Origin of the sequence: Candidatus Allofontibacter sp. (assembly GCF_038145245.1) — a bacterium.
Lineage (GTDB): Bacteria > Pseudomonadota > Alphaproteobacteria > Pelagibacterales > Pelagibacteraceae > Fontibacterium.
In genome coordinates, this window is record NZ_JAYQPI010000015.1 from 1 (window position 1) to 17,734 (window position 17,734).

A 17,734-nucleotide genomic window follows, 5' to 3' on the forward strand; every position below is an offset into this window, starting at 1 on the left:
CCTGTAAATCCATAAACTAACGAACAACCATATAATAAGAGACCTGAAGATAAAGAGCCTAAAACAAAGTATTTTAAGCCTGCCTCTGAAGATTTAAGAGATTTTGTGTTAATTGCAGCAAGCACATAAAGACATAAAGATTGAAGTTCTAATCCTAAATAAAAAACAATTAGATTATTTGCGCTAATCATCACAAACATTCCAAGAGTGGAAAGTAATAATACGATCGGATATTCAAATTTAGCAATATTTAATCTTTCAAGATAAGTATTTGAAATTAACATCGTAAACATTACCGAAATTAAGACTAATATTTTCATAAAGTTCGATAATGGATCAATTGTATAACTATTACCGAACAAGGTAGTTGATCCTGTAAAATTAAAGTAAACAATAATTATTAGCGCTGCTAATAAAGTAACAATAATGTAATTTATTATTTTATTAAAAGTTTTAGAAAAAACTCCAACAATTAATAATGAAAATGAACTTAATAATAATAATAGTTCAGGAATGATACTCCTCATTTTACAGCTCCTAAATTTTTAACAATTAAATCTACTGAAGAAGAAATTGGTTCTAAAATTAAATTTGGATAAACTCCAAATAAAATTGTTAAAATCATCAGCATAAACAAAATAGCAATTTCTGTTAGGTCTAAATCTAATAATTTTTCACCATGATTGTTAACTTTGAATTCACCAAATACTACACGCTTACATAGCCACAATGAATAAGCTGCAGATAAAATAACACCCGTTGCAGCAAATATACTTACAATATAATTTACTTTAAAAGTTCCAATTAATGTTAAAAATTCTCCAACAAATCCACTTGTGCCAGGCAAACCAACATTAGCAAGAGATGAGAATACAAATACTAAAGCAAACTTTGGCATAATATTAACAACGCCTGAATAATCTTGAATTAATCTACTATGAACACGATCATACAAAACGCCAACACATAAGAATAAAGAGGAAGAAATCAATCCATGACTTATCATCTGAAATATAGCCCCATCTATTCCTTGTTTAGTAAAAGAGAAGATTCCAATCGTTACATAACCCATGTGAGCAACAGATGAGTAGGCAATTAGTTTTTTCATATCTGTTTGCATTAAAGCAACTAAAGATGCATAAACAATTGCAACAACACTCAAAACGAATACAAAATTTGCAAAATAATGTGAGGCAATTGGGAATAATCCAAGAGAAAATCTAATAAACCCATATCCTGAAATTTTAAGTAAAATTGCTGCAAGAATTACAGATCCTGGCGTAGGTGCTTCAACGTGAGCATCTGGCAACCATGTATGAACTGGCCACATTGGAAGTTTTACAGCTAATGAAATAAAAAAACCTATCCACATCCAATATTGTAAGTTTTCAGGAATTTTTGATCCCATTAATTTTACAAGATCTAATGTGTTCATATTCCAGTAGATGGCGATAATTGCTATCAACATGAAAATTGAGCCTAAAAACGTGTATAAAAAGAATTTTAAAGCTGAATAAACACGTCTTTCTCCACCCCAAATACCAATAATTAAAAACATTGGTATTAGCCCACCTTCGAAAAATAAAAAAAACAAAAATAAATCTAAAGCACAAAATACTCCGATCATAAAAGTTTGCATGATCAAAATTGCAATTAAAAATTCTTTAATTCTTTTCTTTAGACTGTTAATGGCTGCAAAAATACATAATGGTGAAATAAAAGTTGTAAGCAAAACTAAGAATATTGAAATTCCATCAATTCCCATCTTGTATGAAACAAAATTTTTAATCCATTTAGTTTCCTCAACAAATTGAAATCCTGAAATTGATTGATCAAATTTACTCCATAAGAATAACGAAACAATAAAATTAATTATTGATACTAAAATTGAAATAGTCTTTGATGAACGTTCAACAACTTCATCACTTCCACGTCTTAGTAAAATAAAAATAACTCCTACTAATGGGAAAAAAGTTAAAAATGATAAAATAGGAAAATTCATGTTAAAGAATAATTAAAAAAGAAATAATTAATATTAAACCAATTAAAATTACAGTTGCATAATGGTACAAGTAACCTGATTGAACTCTACTTGCTCTGTCTGATAAATTTTTTACTACTTTAGCAAGACCGTCAGGACCGTAGGCATCTATTGTTTTAACATCTCCTCTTTGCCATAAGAAATTTCCAATTCCTCTAAAGCTTTTAACAAAAATTAAATCGTAAAGTTCATCGAAATACCATTTTTTTAATAAAAAATTATAAAAAGGTTTATTGTTATTAACAAAGCCTTCCACAATATCTTTTCTCTTTAAAAACAAAATAAAAGACAAAGGAATTGCAAAAATGACTAAGGTTGGAATTAAAATCATTAACCATAGTGGTGGATGACCATGCGCTGTTTGTTTTAAGAAGAATATTGCCTTACCCCAAAATTTCGTATTCTCCCCAATAAATATTTCATGAAATACATAACCTGAAAATATTGCGCCAACGGCAAGTAATATTAATGGAATAATCATTACTGGTCCTGACTCATGTACTTTTTCAAAGCTCATTGAATTGTTATATTTGCCGTGAAAAGTTTTAAAAACTAATCTCCAAGAATAAATTGAAGTAATAAATGCTGTAGTAACACCAATTACAAAGGCGTAACCTGCAAATAAACTTTTAGAAAAATAAGCCGACTCTATAATTGCATCTTTTGAATAAAACCCTGCAAGTAATGGAAATCCCGTAAGCGCAAGTGTTCCAATTAACATTAATGCATAAGTTAAAGGAATTTTTTTCCATACTCCGCCCATTTTTTCGATATTTTGCTCATCATGAAATGCATGAATAACTGATCCTGCTCCTAAGAATAAAAGTGCCTTAAAAAAAGCATGAGTAAATAAGTGAAATATAGCAACATTATATGCGCCCATTCCAGCTGCAAAGAACATATAACCTAGTTGACTGCACGTAGAGTAGGCAATGATCCTTTTTATATCTGTTTGAACAATTGCAACGGATGCAGCAAAGATTGCAGTCGTAGCCCCAACAAAAGCAACTAAGTTTAAGGCATATTGTGAATACTCAAATAATGGTGAGCATCTTGCAACTAAAAATACTCCAGCTGTAACCATGGTTGCTGCATGAATTAATGCTGATACAGGTGTTGGACCTTCCATAGCATCAGGAAGCCAAGTATGAAGAAGAATTTGTGCAGATTTACCCATAGCTCCGATAAATAGGAAAATACAAATCGTTGTGATTAAATTGTACTCACCACCAAAAATCTTAATTGAATTTTTAGACTGATCCGCTGCTTGAGAAAAAACTTCACCAAAATTTAAAGTTCCAAAAGTTTTAAAAATTAAAAACATAGCAATTAGCAATCCAAGATCACCTACTCTATTAACAATAAATGCTTTCATAGATGCATTGTTTGCAGATTCTTTTTTAAACCAAAAACCAATTAATAAATACGATGCTAGTCCAACTCCCTCCCAACCAAAAAATAATTGTAAGAAGTTGTCAGCAGTAATAAGCGACAACATCATAAATGTGAAAAGAGAAAGATAAGACATAAATCTTGGTTTATGAGGGTCGTGACTCATATAACCAATTGAATAAATATGAACTAAAGCCGAAACTGAATTTACAACTACAAGCATGACTGCCGTAAGTGAATCTACATAAATAGACCAATGTAGTTTTAATGATCCAGATGTAATCCAATTTAAAATTGGATACTCATAATTTTTACCAGTCTTTATTGTTTCAAGTAGAATAATTGATGAAAGAATAGCTCCAATAACAATAAATGCAGAAGTGATGATCTGACAACTTTTTTCACCAATCTTTTTGTAAAAAAAAGCTGAAATAAAAGATCCAAGCAAAGGTAAAAATAATATTAAATAAAGCATTTAACCTTTCATTGAGTTGATGTCTTCGACTTGAATAGATCCTCTATTACGGAAGAACACCACAAGTATTGCAAGACCAATTGCTGCTTCAGCGGCTGCAACAGTTAATATAAAGAGAGTAAAAATTTGCCCTGTTATATTCTGTAAATAAACAGAGAATGCCACCATATTAATGTTCACTGAAAGTAGAATTAATTCAATGGACATTAAGATAACAATTACGTTTTTACGATTAACAAATATTCCAAATACACCTAGCGTAAAAATGATTGCAGATAGAAATAAATAATGAGCTAAAGTAATTTCAATCATTGATCTTAACTCCTTTATTACTTTCAACATCTACTAGCTCAATTGAATCCTCTCTCTCACGGGATGATTGTTTTAAAATGTCTTGTCTCTTAAGGTTGTCTCTACGTCTAAAAGTGAGCAAAATAGCCCCTATCATAGCTACTAATAGAACTATACCTGAAAGCTGAAATGGTAAGAAATAATCTGTGTAAATTAATTTTCCAATCTGTTCAGTATTAGTTTCCTTTGCATCGTAGGCAATTTTTGCAGTCTTAATAAATTCAGATTTATACTGCCAACTTCCAATAATAATAATTAATTCAAAAAATATTACTAAAGCAATAAAAAAACCAAAAGGCATATATTGCAAGAAACCTTGTTTAATTTTTACAAAGTTTCCCTCTAACATCATCACAACGAATAAAAATAACACTGCAACAGCCCCGACATAAACAATAAGTAAAATCATGCCAACAAACTCAGCGCCAATCATAATAAATAAACAGGAAACATTCACGAATGCTAAAATTAAAAAGAAAACTGAATGGACAGTATTTTTTGATGAAATAACCATAATACTTGAAAGAATAGTTATAAAAGACAATAAATAAAAAATTAATGCGTGTGCTATCATCTGAATGATTTATCTACTTTAATGTTGTGTGCTAATTCTTTTTCCCATTTGTCACCATTTTCTAAAAGTTTTTGCTTGTTATAATAAAGCTCTTCTCTTGTTTCTGTTGCAAATTCAAAGTTAGGACCCTGTACAATTGCATCTACTGGACAAGATTCTTGACATAAACCGCAGTAAATACATTTTAACATATCGATGTCATATCGAGTTGTTCTTCTTGATCCATCTTCTCTAGGTTCAGCTTCAATTGTAATTGCTTGAGCAGGACAAATCGCTTCACATAATTTACATGCTATGCATCTCTCTTCACCATCAGGATATCTACGCAGCGCGTGTTCACCACGAAATCTTGGACTGATGGGTCCTTTTTCAAATGGATAGTTAACAGTTGCTCTTCTTTTAAACATATAAATAAAAGCAAGATAAAGCCCTTTAACAAATTCTGATAAAAAAATAATTTTTAATATTCTAGAAAATTTTATTTTCATTTTGGTAATAAGTTAAAAAAATATAAAAACGCTGCTGTTAATACGACCCAGAACAATGAGAAAGGTAAAAATACTTTCCAACCTAATCTCATTAATTGATCATAACGATATCGAGGCACAATAGCTTTCACTAAAGCAAATAAAATAAATAAAAAAAGTATTTTAAAAATTAACCAAAGTGGGGATGGAATTGCATTAAACGGATAAGCGTCGATTGGTGATAACCAACCACCTAAAAATAAAACAGAACCAAGTCCGCATAATAGTAAAATATTTGCATACTCACCTAACCAGAATAAGGCATACATCATTCCTGAATATTCGGTTTGATAGCCTGCAACTAATTCAGCCTCAGCTTCCGGTAAGTCAAATGGAGGTCTATTGGTCTCAGCTAGTGCGGAGATGAAAAAGATAACAAACATCGGGAATAATGGAATAGCGTACCAAATATTCTTTTGTGCTAGGACGATATCAACTAAGTTTAAAGAACCAGCGCATAGCAATACATTTATTATAATAAATCCAATGGAAACTTCGTATGAAACCATCTGCGCTGCAGATCTTAGTGCTCCTAAAAATGGATACTTAGAGTTCGATGCCCAACCTGCCATAATAATTCCATAGACGCCAAGAGAAGACACCGCAAAGATATAAAGAATTCCAACGTTGATATTTGCAAGTACTAAAGTTTCGCTAAATGGAATAACTGCCCAAGCAATTAAAGCTAACGACATTGTTACAATTGGAGCAATTATAAAAATTACTTTATTAGCATGAATTGGAATAATGACTTCCTTAAAAATATATTTAAGTGCGTCTGCTGCTGTTTGTAACAAACCAAATGGTCCAACAACATTCGGTCCTTTTCTAAGTTGGACAGCGCCCCACACTCTTCGATCCACCCATACAATCATTGCAACAGCAATTAATACTGGAACAAGTAAAGCTGCGATCTTTAAAAGATCATACAAAACAATATTTAAATATTCTAAAAACATTAATTATCCGTTCCTGTCTTTTGTAAAACTTGTTTAGCTTTTTTACATTCATCCATTGTTTTTGATGAAGCTGCGATAATATTTGAGAAATAAAAATCAAAATCAGTAATTTTAATATTTCCATTTACAGGGGTAACATTTTTAAATGTTAGACTATCAATTGTAGACTTAGGTATTTCATCTACTTCTTTAAATACTGGATAGTCTTTAAATAAATTTTCTCTTAAAATTAGATGAGTATTAATATCAATTGTCTTTTTAAATACATCTGACAACGCTCTAAGTATTTTCCAATCCTCTTTGGCATTACCAGGAGGAAAACTTGCTTTATTAGCATTTTGTACTCTTCCTTCAGTATTAACATACAGCCCTTGTTTTTCTGTATAAGCAGCGCCTGGTAAAATGACATCTGCAATTTTACTATTTAAGCCACCGTGTGACCCTTGATAAATTATAAATTTATTAACGGGCTTAACTTTAATTTGATCAGCACCTAAAAGATAAACTACTTTTAATGTATCATCATTTAATTTTTCTAAAAAATTAGATTTAAGTAAATTTAAATATATCGCGCCAACACTTGATGCGTTTTGATGAAGAATATTTAAACCGTTCCAGTCATTATTTAAAAAATTATTATCTTTTAAAATCTTTTTAACTGTTTCTAAGACATACTCCCCATTTGAACTTAATCCACATTCACCAATAATAAAAACTGGTTTTTTTGAAGATTTAAGACTGTTATAAATTTTTCCATTTTTAGCTAAAATTTCTCCCAATGCTGAAAATGATGAACCAACATTCTCATGCGGATAAGTAAGATCCCCCACGTCACCAATTGAATAAACCTTGGTTTTTCTAGCTAAATAAGCTTTTCTAATCCTAGCATTTAAAATGGCCGCTTCTAATCTTGGATTAGATCCAACTAAAACTACCAAGTCTGCTTCTTCTAAACGAGCTATGGATGTATTGAATAAATAATTAGCTTTATGGGATGGATCGATAAAATAATTTGTCGGTCTAAAGTCAATATTATCTGATGACAAAACGTCTTTAAAGAATTTCTTAAACATATACATAGTTTCAACATCAACTAGATCACCCACTGCCCCAAAAACTTTATCTCCAGTAAAACCTCTTGTATTGTCAGAAATAAATTGAAATGCATCATCCCAACTACAAGCTTGAAGCTTGCCATCTATTTTAATGAAAGGCGTGTCTAATCTATTTTTTAATAATCCATCGCAGGCGTAACGAGATTTATCAGAAAGCCATTCTTCATTAATCTCATCATTAATTCTTGGTAAAATTCTTTTTACTTCCCAACCTTTTGTATCAACTCGAATATTAGAACCAACTGCATCCATTACATCAATGCTTTCAGTTTTTGTTAACTCCCAAGGTCTTGCTTCAAAAGCATAAGGCTTAGATGTCAATGCACCAACAGGACAAAGATCAATTACATTTGCTGACAATTCTGAGTCTAAAGTTTTTTCTAAATAAGTTGTAATTTCCATATTTTCCCCACGATTTATTGCACCAATTTCTGGCACTCCAGCAATCTCCTCTGCAAATCGAACACAGCGTGTACAATGAATGCATCTTGTCATAACCGTTTTGATTAACGGTCCCATGTATTTTTCTTTAACTGATCTTTTATTTAATTCGTATCTAGATTTATCAACTCCATACTTCATTGACTGATCCTGAAGATCACATTCGCCACCTTGATCACAGATTGGGCAGTCTAATGGATGATTGATAAGTAAAAATTCCATAACACCTTGTCTTGCTTTTTTTACCATTTCTGTATTTGTATAAATTACCTGTCCGTCAGCTACAGGCATTGCGCATGATGCTACAGGTTTGGGTGATTTTTCCATCTCCACTAAACACATTCTGCAATTACCAGCGATAGATAATCTTTCGTGATAACAAAATCTTGGAATCTCTTTTCCAGCAACTTCACAGGCTTGCAACACTGTTGCACCCTGTGGCACTTCTATTTCAATTCCATCTACTTTTACTTTAGGCATTTATATATTTTTCTTATGAGTTAATCTTTCTTCCATTTCAGTTCTAAAGTGTCTTAATAAACCTTGAACTGGCCAAGACGATCCTTCACCAAATGCACAAATGGTATGACCTTCAATTTGTTTAGTAACATCCATTAACATGTCTAATTCTGCAACTTCAGCATCACCTTTTGCAATTCGCTCTAACATTCTCCACATCCAACCAGAGCCTTCTCTACAAGGAGTACACTGACCACAACTTTCATGTTTATAAAATCTCGCAATTCTGGCTATAACCTTAACAATATCTTGTGACTTATCGATTACGACTATGCCAGCGGTTCCAAGTCCGCTTTTTGCTTCAACCAAAGAATCAAAATCCATTTTTATAGTCTCACAAATACTTTTGCTAAGTACTGGCATTGAAGATCCGCCTGGGATCACCGCTTGTAAATTATCCCATCCACCAGTTACTCCACCTGCATGTTTTTCAATTAAATCTTTTAAAGGAATTCCCATTTCCTCTTCAACGTTACATGGATTATTTACATTTCCAGAAATGCAAAAAATCTTTGTTCCAGTATTTTTAGGTCTACCAAATCCAGCAAACCATTTTCCACTTCTTCTTAATATTGTTGGAACCACTGCAATTGTTTCAACATTGTTTACAATTGTTGGGCATCCATAAAGACCTATTAAAGCTGGAAATGGTGGTTTTAATCTTGGCTGACCCTTATTACCTTCTAAACTTTCAAGTAATGCAGTTTCTTCTCCGCAAATGTATGCACCTGCACCAAGATGAATATAAATATCTAAATTAAATCCAGTTCCGCATGCATTTTTACCAATCAATCCTTCTTTATAAGCTTCATCGATTGCTGTTTGTAAAATTTTACTTTCTGCAATGTACTCGCCACGAATATAAATATAACAAGTATTTGCATTCACTGCATAAGATGCGATTAAACATCCTTCAATTAATTTTTGCGGTTCAAATCTTAAAATATCTCTATCTTTACAAGTTCCAGGTTCCGATTCATCTGCATTAATAACTAAATAATGAGGACGACCTGGTTTTACTTCTTTAGGAGCAAAAGACCATTTCATAGCAGTTGGAAATCCAGCGCCTCCTCGACCACGAAGTTCGGAAAGTTTTACTTCGTTAATGATCCAATCTTTTCCTTTTGCAATAATATCCTTAGTATCCTTCCAGTCACCTCGAGACTTTGCAGATTTAACATCCCAACCAAAATCTCCATATAAATTTGTAAATATTCTATCTTTATCTTGCAGCATTTAATTTTTAACTAAGGTTAATCTTTTATTAGGTTCAAAGCCTACTCGACCTTTCTGTGATCCAGGTTTAGGCAATTTGTCATTTTTAATTCCTTCAAATATTTTAGCTGCTGTGTCTTCTGTTAGATCTTCATAAAAATCATCATTGATTTGCATCATTGGAGCACTCACACATGCACCTAAACATTCAACTTCAATCCAAGAAGCTTTTTTATCATTACTTAATTTTCCCTCTTTTTCTGAAATATATTTTTTACAAAGATTAACAATTTTGCCAGATCCTCTAATCATGCAAGGAGATGTCGTGCAAACTTGTACAAAATATTTACCAACGGGCGCTAAATTGTACATCGTATAGAAAGTTGCAACCTCATAAACTTTTATGTATGGAACACCTAAAATTTCACCTATTTTTTTTATTGCTGCATTAGGTATCCAATTATCATGCTGTCTTTGTGCTAGATCTAAAAGTGGCATTACTGCACTCTTTTTTCGCTCTGCAGGATATTTTTTTAAAATTTCCTCAATACGCTTTTGATTAGCCGTATTAAATTCAAACGAACTAGGTTGATCTTTTGCAACATGTTTACCACTCATCGATCGATCTCCCCAAATACAATGTCCATAGATCCTAAAACTGCTGGAACGTCTGCTAACATATGGCCCTTCACCACATAATCCATTGCTTGCAAATGTGCAAAACCTGGAGCTTTAATTTTGCATCGGTAAGGTTTATTAGAGCCATCAGCAATTAAATAAACTCCAAACTCTCCTTTAGGTGCTTCCACCGCAGCATAAACTTCACCTTTTGGAACGTGATAACCTTCTGTAAATAATTTAAAATGATGAATTAAAGCTTCCATAGATTTTTTCATGGCTGCTCTTGAAGGTGGTGATACTTTTCCGTCAGTTGTCATCACAGGACCTTCTGGAAGATTTTTTAAAGCATCAATAATAATTTTTGTACTCTCACGCATCTCTTCAATTCTGCAAAGATAACGATCATAACAATCTCCATTTTTTCCAATTGGAATTTTAAATTTAAATTGATCATAAACTTCATAAGGTTGAGATCGTCTAAGATCCCAAGCAATTCCAGATCCCCTCAACATCACGCCTGAAAAACCATGCGCTACTGCATCTTGCGGACTTACAATTCCAATATCAACATTTCTTTGTTTGAATATTCTATTGTCCGTCAGAAGATTTTCTAAATCATCAATAACTTTTGGAAAACCCTTACAAAAATCTAAAATATCTTCTTTAAGTCCAATGGGTAAATCTTGGTGAACTCCTCCGGGTCTAAAATAATTTGCATGTAATCTGGATCCTGAAACTCTTTCATAAAACACCATTAATCTTTCTCTCTCTTCAAATCCCCAAAGAGATGGAGTTAATGCGCCAACATCTAATGCTTGAGTTGTAATATTTAAAATATGACTTAAAATTCTTCCAATTTCACAAAAGACTACTCGAATATAACTTCCACGAGCTGGTACTTTTATGTCTAATAATTTTTCAATCGCAAGAGCAAATGCATGCTCTTGGTTCATTGGTGCAACGTAATCTAATCTATCAAAATAAGGAACGGCTTGAGTATAAGTTTTATTTTCAATTAATTTTTCTGTTCCTCGATGAAGTAGTCCAATATGGGGATCTGCTCTCTCGATAACTTCACCATCTAGTTCAAGAATTAATCTTAACACTCCATGCGCTGCAGGATGCTGCGGACCGAAGTTTAGATTCATGGTTTTCGTTTCTTTTGCCATTATCTCTTATCCTGTTCTTTCTTAATGTACTTTGTTCCTTCCCATGGAGACTCAAAATCAAAATCTCTATAGGCTTGGGATAATTTTACTGGTTCATAGACTACTTTTTTAACCTCATCATCGTATCGAACCTCTGTATGACCTGATAAAGGAAAATCTTTTCTAAGCGGATAACCTTCAAACTCATAATCAGTTAGAATTCTTCTAAGATCTGGGTGGTTTGTAAACTTGATCCCGTACATATCAAATGCCTCTCTTTCAAACCAATTGGCTACTGGAAAAATTGAAACAACGCTTGGTAAACTCTCTTCTAACTTTACTGAAGTTTTAACTGTAATTCGGTTATTAAATTCATGACTCAATAATAAATAAATAACATCAAATCTGTTTTCGCGTTTAGGATAGTCGACACCTAAAATATCAATAAGCTGTCTAAATCTTAAATCTTTATTATCACGTAAATAAATTAATAAACCTGGCAACTCTTCTGTAGATATTTCAAGAACCGGTTCAGAAAAATTTTCAGTTATATTTAATGATTTAAATTCATTTTTTATATTGGTATCAAAATTAACTTTGTACATAATTATCTCTCGAATGTTCCTTCTCTTCTAATCTTTTTTTGTAATTGCAAAATTCCATACAATAATGCTTCCGCGGATGGTGGGCATCCTGGTACATATACATCAACAGGAACGATACGGTCACAACCTCTGACCACTGCATATGAATAGTGATAGTAGCCACCTCCATTAGCGCAACTTCCCATAGAAATTACATAACGAGGTTCAGGCATCTGATCATAAACTTTACGAAGTGCCGGAGCCATTTTATTTGTTAAAGTTCCAGCAACAATCATTACATCCGACTGTCTTGGAGATGCTCGAGGGGCTGCTCCAAATCTTTCAAGATCGTATCGTGGCATCGATGCTTGCATCATCTCTACTGCACAACATGCAAGACCAAAAGTCATCCAGTGTAAAGAACCTGTTCTTGCCCAATTAATTAAATTTTCACTAGAGGTAGTAATAAAACCTTTTTCACTAAATTCTTTTGCAAGCTCTTTAAATTCTTCAGGAATTTGATCTAATTTATTTTGAATCATTCCCAATCCAAAGCTCCTTTTTTCCATTCATAAATAAAACCAACGGTTAATATTCCAAGAAAAATCATCATTGACCAAAAACCTAATGCACCAATTTGACCTAAAGTGATCGCCCAAGGAAAAAGAAAAGCAACTTCAAGATCGAAAATAATAAAAAGAATAGATACTAGATAAAAACGCACATCAAACTTCATTCGAGAATCTCCGAACGGTTCAAATCCGCACTCATAAGCTGAAAGTTTTTCAGCATCCGGCTTGCTTGGCGCGCACAGAAAGTTAACAACGATGAAGGCTATTCCAATTCCAATTGCTACAAACAAAAAAATTAAAATAGTTAAGTAATTCTGTAAGTATTCGAAGAACATTGGCCATTCTTATATAATAAGAATAAAAACAACCAAACATTCAATTTGGCACAACTGTGAATAGATTTTTAGGTAAAAATTATTGTTTTTAAAGGGATTCTTTGAGGAAATTATTTGTACTTTTCGATCTTTTCTTTCAATTCTTTATATTCTTCGCAATTACAAGTTTTTAGAACTTCTAATCTTTTTTTAGCTTCATCTGGTCGTTTAGTTTGCAAATAAAGTTCACCTAAATACTCATTAGCTCCGGCATGTTTTGGGTTAATTTTAAGAGCTGCTAGATAAAACTTTTCAGCTTTATCGTATTGTTTTAAATTTCTTAGTGAATAAGCGTAGTCATTTAAAATATCAGGGTTACTGGAGTTTTTGCTATCTTTTAATAACTCTTCGAACATTACAACTGCCTTATCAAATTTCTTACTTTTAACTAAAGTTTTGGCCTCAGCATAACTTGGGTTAGTTTTTTGAATAACTTGTGGAGGAGGACCTGAATCTGCTGCTCTCACATTAAGGGTATTGAAAGAAAATATAAGTAAAAGAGATAGAAATATTGTTTTTATCATAAGAAAAATATGTTTTAATATTAATTACAAAAAATGGTTAAAGCAATCAGAATTACAGAGACTGGTAATGCAAACGTAATGAAGTTTGTAGATGTTGAGCTTAAAAAATTAGCTCCAAATGAAGTTTTAATTAAAAATAAAGCAATCGGTTTAAATTATATCGACGTTTACCATAGATCAGGAACCTACCCTCTACCACTACCAACTGGCATAGGACTTGAGGCTGCTGGAGTGATTGAAGAAATTGGATCCGATGTAAAAGAATTTAAAGTTGGCGATCGTGTTGCTCATGCTGCAGCGCCTCCTGGATCTTATTCAGAAAAACAAATTTACCCTCAAGAAAAGTTAGTAAAAATTCCAGATTATATTTCTGATGAAATTGCATCATGCATTATGCTTAAGGGAATTACTTCTGAATATCTTCTTCATAGAGCATACAAAGTTAAAAAAGATCAATTTATTTTATATCATGCAGCAGCTGGTGGAGTTGGACAGGTATTGTGTCAGTGGGCTAAATCATTAGGTTGTAAAGTTATTGGAACAGTTGGTTCTGAAGAAAAAGTTGCAATTGCAAAAGAAAATGGTTGTGATTTTGTAATTAATTATTCAAAGGAAAGTTTTTCACAAAAAGTTAAAGAAATTACAAATGGCAAAATGTTAGATGTTGTCTACGATGGTGTGGGAGCTAAAACATTTGAAGAATCCATTGAATGTTTAGCCATTCGTGGAACAATGGTTTCTTTTGGCAATGCCTCAGGATTAGTTGAAAAAGTTGATCCTAAAAAACATATCGCACCTAAGGGATTATTTTTCACACGTCCATCTATTGCTCATTATACGGTTACTAGGGAAGAATTAGTAAACAGCGCAAACACTGTGTTTGATGCAATCAAAACTAATAAATTTAAAGTTAAAATATTTAAAAAATTTGCACTTAAAGATGCTGTTACAGCACACGAAGAATTAGAGGCTAGAAAATTAACAGGCCCTGCTATTTTAATTCCTTAATTAAAATTGTCTGACAATAAAGAAAAAGAGATTATTGAAGTTAAAGAAGTAGAAGCTGAGAGAATTAACAATAACGAAACATTTAGACCTCGATTTAAAGCCATACGACTAAGTCCACTTTTTCTTGTTGGAATATTAATTTATGTAATTACTGCGTTCTGGGGTTTGTTTATTTGTTTTGCTGTAGTTAAAGAAGTTTTTGGTCCAATCATTGCCTTTTTAGGATTAATTTTTTTTCCGTTCATTCTCGCGCTTGCCCCTTGGTATGCAGCGCTAGCTAATCATGATTTTTATCCGCTATTAATTGTCTATGGTGGTGCACTCCTTGGAACTTTGTGTTTTAGAATTGCAATGAGGTCTACGTTTAAAAGATAAGTATGGTGCCCTAATACGGACTTGAACCGCAAACCTACTGATTACAAATCAGTTGCTCTACCAATTGAGCTATTAGGGCATTTAGTAAAAACGTGATTTTAGTACATAACTTTAATTATAAAAACAAATAATTTATTGATCTTTATTTATTAGTATTAGTATGCTATTAATAAATTTCAGGATTATTCCTGCGCCCTATGTGGCTCCAAGGTTAAAACCTTGTGTCTGTTAAGACCTTCAGAAAGTCATCAATCACTACCAAATAAAGCTTAGCGCTTGCCTATTTTTATTTGGTGAAACATGAAGGAGTTGTCATATGACATCTTTTAAAGAAGAAAATGATGCTGAAACAAAGGCATCATTTAGTAACGTATTAGCTGAAAAAGCTAAAAGCAAAAAAGGTCCAACAAGTGAAAGAGCTAAATACCAAGTCTCAAAGAATAATATTAAAAATGGATTTTGTTCAAAGAGATTTATTGTTTACGGAGAAAATAAGAAAGAGTTTGAAAGATATCGCGATCAATTATTAGAATTTTTAGATCCCATCACTCCTATTCAAATAGATATGTGTTTTCATCTAATTCAAAATGGTTGGCATATCAGAAGATTAAGCTGTGTAAGGAATGGTCACTATAACAGCGAAATAAAAAATGTTTTGGAAAATAGTTATAACTACGAAGACATTCATCTTAAAAAATATGGTGAAATAAAAAAAATACTAAATGGACTAGGAAATAAAGATGAAGTTCTTGGAATAGTGTTTTCTCGTGATTGTATAAGTATAGGTGCTCAGTCAAGGTTGATGACTATTGAAAATTCAATGCACGCTAAATACTACAAAATATATAGAGAATATATGCTCGATAGATTTGGTAAGGAGTATCATCATGAAAAATAAATTTTCAAACTTTATAGAAGATAAAATAAAAGCTGAATTTGAAAAAAGAAATTTGCTTTATAAAAATCTTAAAAAAGAAGATTTATCTAATCGAGATACACTTGAGCATGTTAGAAATAAGTTTTTAGAGCTTTTAAAAAAAATTCTAAAAAACCCTAAGTGCAAAAATTCATTTGATGTCATAAAAAACTCTATTAAAAAAATAGAGCAAGAAATCAAAGATGAAAAAATTGCTTTGGAGACAAAGAATAAATTACAAGTAAAGATTGAAGATCCTGTGGTTAAAAAACAAATACCTAACCCTGTTCAATCTGTAGTGAAAGGAAAACCAATTCCTTATGGATATGGCTTAACACCAGAAATGATAGAAAAAAATCGTCTATGGATTAGACCATGTAGTACTACAGAACCAGAAGAAAAAAGAGAGAAACAAAGTAATGGTTTTGTTTACGCTAAGTTTGATGGTTACTATTAATAAACTATTTTATTTGAAACATTTAAAGGAGTTGCTTTAACTTTTCTTCAAAGTTTTTAACAAATAACACTGTATCGAATAAAGGTGCAGTTTTTTTGTTTGCTATTAATTTTTCTTTAATGGAATTTAGTTTCTTTCGATCATTTGCAAGTTCAATTGCAAGTTTTTCAAATTCATCACGGCTATAAGTAATCAGCTCAGGTAATTGAATAGATTTTAAATGACTGGCTGCAACACGACCTGCATATGTTGTGCCAAAACAGGTTAATACTGGTAGATCCGCCCACAAAGCATCACCAGCTGTAGTGTGTGCATTATAAGGTAAGGTGTCTAAAAATAAATCAGCATATTTATATAAGCCTAAATAAAAGGGTTGTGGGCTTTTTTTTGCAAAAACAATTCGCTTTGGATCAATAAATCTTTTCTTGGCTTCAAACTTTAAATTATCTACCATTAAAGGATTGTCTTCTAATAACCACAAAACACTATCTTCAACTTTATTTAATATTCTGCACCAACTATCAAATGTCTCAGGATTAATTTTGCTACTTTGATTAAAACAACAAAATACAAAGCCATTATTTGGTAGTTCCAATTCTTGTCTCTCAAATTCTAAGTTTGTAATTAGAAGTTTTGAATCTCTAACCATATAACAATTGGGTAAATTTAAAATTTTCTCAGTATAAAACTGACGTGATGTCTCTGGAATTACAGTTTCATCTGCAATTAAATAATCCATATAGTTTGTTGCCATAGTACCTGCATACATATAACCAATTTGAATTGGTGCTATGCGATGGGAAAATATAAGTGATCTATTACCCTCACCTGTTCCATTTAAATCAATTGCAATGTCTATCTCATGCTTTCTTGCAAGCGCTGCTATCTCTTCATCACTATTATCAGAGACATTAATAAAATGATCAACACTAAGCTTAATTCTTTTATTCATTACATCATCTTTTTGATCGCCATAAGAAAATGCAAAAATCTCAAATTCTTTTTTATTATGAAGCTCATAAAATTCTGCCATCAAAGTTGAAACTGGGTGTTGTTTAAAATAAGAGGAAAAATATCCAATTCTTATACGTCTGCCACTTCTTGAATATTTTTCTAAAGTCTGCGGATTTGATGAGTTATATTTTTCTCGTCCCCATAATTTAGCAATCTTTAACTGCAACTCCTCTGAGCTAGTTATTAATAAACTTGTAAATGCTGGAATAATTTTAACATCATTATTTAAGCTTTCCATCAACTTTGAATAATCTTTGCTGTAAAAATCCCAATCACAAATTTTAATCATATAATTAATTAGAGTGCCGTGAATAAAGCTAATGTTAGGATTAATTTTATGTAGTTTTTTAAATACCTTTGTTGCCTCCTCAGGTATCTTAAGTTCAGTTAAACAAACTCCTTTATAAAATAACGCTTGAGCTTTTAAAGGCTCAGGATTCATTTCATTAACTAAGTATTGAGTAAAAAACTCATAAGCTTCTGTAAATTTTTTATCTTTTATATAATCAAGACCAATCGATAACGGCATAAT

The 17,734-nt window shown here is 32.0% G+C and carries 20 protein-coding genes and 1 tRNA gene; 4 read left to right on the forward strand and 17 right to left on the reverse strand.

Annotated elements, in window-relative coordinates; translation table 11 throughout:
• From AC8IGH_RS03150 to AC8IGH_RS03220, 15 genes are all read right to left on the reverse strand, one after another.
• Positions 1-527 (reverse strand): proton-conducting transporter transmembrane domain-containing protein (locus tag AC8IGH_RS03150; protein ID WP_507419267.1); only part of this gene is annotated, 527 nt, incomplete at its 3' end.
• Positions 524-2,002 (reverse strand): NADH-quinone oxidoreductase subunit M, encoded by a 1,479-nt coding sequence (locus AC8IGH_RS03155; RefSeq protein WP_507419268.1) that lies wholly within the window; start codon positions 2,000-2,002, stop codon positions 524-526. The genes AC8IGH_RS03155 and AC8IGH_RS03150, both read right to left, overlap by 4 nt.
• A 1-nt stretch (position 2,003) precedes the next feature.
• Positions 2,004-3,908, reverse strand: a complete 1,905-nt coding sequence (gene nuoL / locus AC8IGH_RS03160) for an NADH-quinone oxidoreductase subunit L (protein ID WP_507419269.1) — start codon at positions 3,906-3,908, stop codon at positions 2,004-2,006.
• Positions 3,909-4,217, reverse strand: coding sequence for an NADH-quinone oxidoreductase subunit NuoK (gene nuoK / locus AC8IGH_RS03165; RefSeq protein WP_029206237.1), 309 nt, complete (start codon positions 4,215-4,217; stop codon positions 3,909-3,911).
• Positions 4,213-4,833 carry an NADH-quinone oxidoreductase subunit J gene (locus tag AC8IGH_RS03170; RefSeq protein WP_507419270.1) on the reverse strand — a complete coding sequence of 207 codons (621 nt, stop codon included), beginning with the start codon at positions 4,831-4,833 and terminating at the stop codon, positions 4,213-4,215. Before AC8IGH_RS03170 ends, nuoK begins: the two co-directional genes overlap by 5 nt.
• The gene (gene nuoI / locus AC8IGH_RS03175; RefSeq protein WP_507419284.1) at positions 4,830-5,315 is read right to left on the reverse strand and encodes an NADH-quinone oxidoreductase subunit NuoI; all 486 of its coding nucleotides are present in this window, start codon (positions 5,313-5,315) and stop codon (positions 4,830-4,832) included. The genes AC8IGH_RS03170 and nuoI overlap by 4 nt, the downstream gene beginning before the upstream one ends.
• Before the next feature lie 2 nt (positions 5,316-5,317).
• Positions 5,318-6,319, reverse strand: coding sequence for an NADH-quinone oxidoreductase subunit NuoH (nuoH, locus tag AC8IGH_RS03180; protein ID WP_507419271.1), 1,002 nt, complete (start codon positions 6,317-6,319; stop codon positions 5,318-5,320).
• Positions 6,319-8,355: an NADH-quinone oxidoreductase subunit NuoG gene (gene nuoG / locus AC8IGH_RS03185; protein ID WP_507419272.1), complete on the reverse strand. Its 2,037-nt coding sequence runs from the start codon at positions 8,353-8,355 to the stop codon at positions 6,319-6,321. The genes nuoH and nuoG overlap by 1 nt, the downstream gene beginning before the upstream one ends.
• Positions 8,356-9,630 carry an NADH-quinone oxidoreductase subunit NuoF gene (gene nuoF, locus AC8IGH_RS03190; protein ID WP_507419273.1) on the reverse strand — a complete coding sequence of 425 codons (1,275 nt, stop codon included), beginning with the start codon at positions 9,628-9,630 and terminating at the stop codon, positions 8,356-8,358.
• Positions 9,631-10,227: an NADH-quinone oxidoreductase subunit NuoE gene (gene nuoE / locus AC8IGH_RS03195; RefSeq protein WP_507419274.1), complete on the reverse strand. Its 597-nt coding sequence runs from the start codon at positions 10,225-10,227 to the stop codon at positions 9,631-9,633. It abuts the gene before it with no gap.
• Positions 10,224-11,399 carry an NADH-quinone oxidoreductase subunit D gene (locus AC8IGH_RS03200; RefSeq protein ID WP_507419275.1) on the reverse strand — a complete coding sequence of 392 codons (1,176 nt, stop codon included), beginning with the start codon at positions 11,397-11,399 and terminating at the stop codon, positions 10,224-10,226. Before AC8IGH_RS03200 ends, nuoE begins: the two co-directional genes overlap by 4 nt.
• On the reverse strand, positions 11,399-11,983 hold the full coding sequence (locus tag AC8IGH_RS03205) for an NADH-quinone oxidoreductase subunit C (protein ID WP_507419276.1): 585 nt from the start codon (positions 11,981-11,983) through the stop codon (positions 11,399-11,401). Before AC8IGH_RS03205 ends, AC8IGH_RS03200 begins: the two co-directional genes overlap by 1 nt.
• 2 nt (positions 11,984-11,985) lie before the next feature.
• On the reverse strand, positions 11,986-12,504 hold the full coding sequence (locus AC8IGH_RS03210) for a NuoB/complex I 20 kDa subunit family protein (RefSeq protein ID WP_507419277.1): 519 nt from the start codon (positions 12,502-12,504) through the stop codon (positions 11,986-11,988).
• Positions 12,501-12,869 carry an NADH-quinone oxidoreductase subunit A gene (locus tag AC8IGH_RS03215; RefSeq protein WP_507419278.1) on the reverse strand — a complete coding sequence of 123 codons (369 nt, stop codon included), beginning with the start codon at positions 12,867-12,869 and terminating at the stop codon, positions 12,501-12,503. The genes AC8IGH_RS03210 and AC8IGH_RS03215 overlap by 4 nt, the downstream gene beginning before the upstream one ends.
• Before the next feature lie 110 nt (positions 12,870-12,979).
• Positions 12,980-13,432, reverse strand: coding sequence for a tetratricopeptide repeat protein (locus AC8IGH_RS03220; protein WP_507419279.1), 453 nt, complete (start codon positions 13,430-13,432; stop codon positions 12,980-12,982).
• Between the two features lie 33 nt (positions 13,433-13,465).
• Between AC8IGH_RS03220 and AC8IGH_RS03225 the strand changes: the two genes are divergently transcribed.
• Entirely contained in the window at positions 13,466-14,440 is a 975-nt protein-coding gene (locus AC8IGH_RS03225) for a quinone oxidoreductase family protein (RefSeq protein WP_507419280.1), read from the forward strand.
• 6 nt (positions 14,441-14,446) lie between these two features.
• Positions 14,447-14,815: a hypothetical protein gene (locus AC8IGH_RS03230; protein WP_017970647.1), complete on the forward strand. Its 369-nt coding sequence runs from the start codon at positions 14,447-14,449 to the stop codon at positions 14,813-14,815.
• A 3-nt stretch (positions 14,816-14,818) separates the two neighbouring features.
• Here the strand turns inward: AC8IGH_RS03230 and AC8IGH_RS03235 are convergent.
• Positions 14,819-14,894: transfer RNA gene (locus AC8IGH_RS03235), tRNA-Thr, on the reverse strand.
• A 237-nt stretch (positions 14,895-15,131) separates the two neighbouring features.
• On the opposite strand from AC8IGH_RS03235, the gene AC8IGH_RS03240 reads away from it, so the two are divergent.
• Positions 15,132-15,713 carry a hypothetical protein gene (locus AC8IGH_RS03240; RefSeq protein WP_507419281.1) on the forward strand — a complete coding sequence of 194 codons (582 nt, stop codon included), beginning with the start codon at positions 15,132-15,134 and terminating at the stop codon, positions 15,711-15,713.
• Positions 15,703-16,188 carry a hypothetical protein gene (locus tag AC8IGH_RS03245; protein WP_507419282.1) on the forward strand — a complete coding sequence of 162 codons (486 nt, stop codon included), beginning with the start codon at positions 15,703-15,705 and terminating at the stop codon, positions 16,186-16,188. Before AC8IGH_RS03240 ends, AC8IGH_RS03245 begins: the two co-directional genes overlap by 11 nt.
• Before the next feature lie 22 nt (positions 16,189-16,210).
• Here AC8IGH_RS03245 and AC8IGH_RS03250 read toward each other — a convergent pair.
• Positions 16,211-17,734: O-linked N-acetylglucosamine transferase, SPINDLY family protein (locus tag AC8IGH_RS03250; protein WP_507419283.1), on the reverse strand; the 1,524-nt coding region annotated here is incomplete at its 5' end.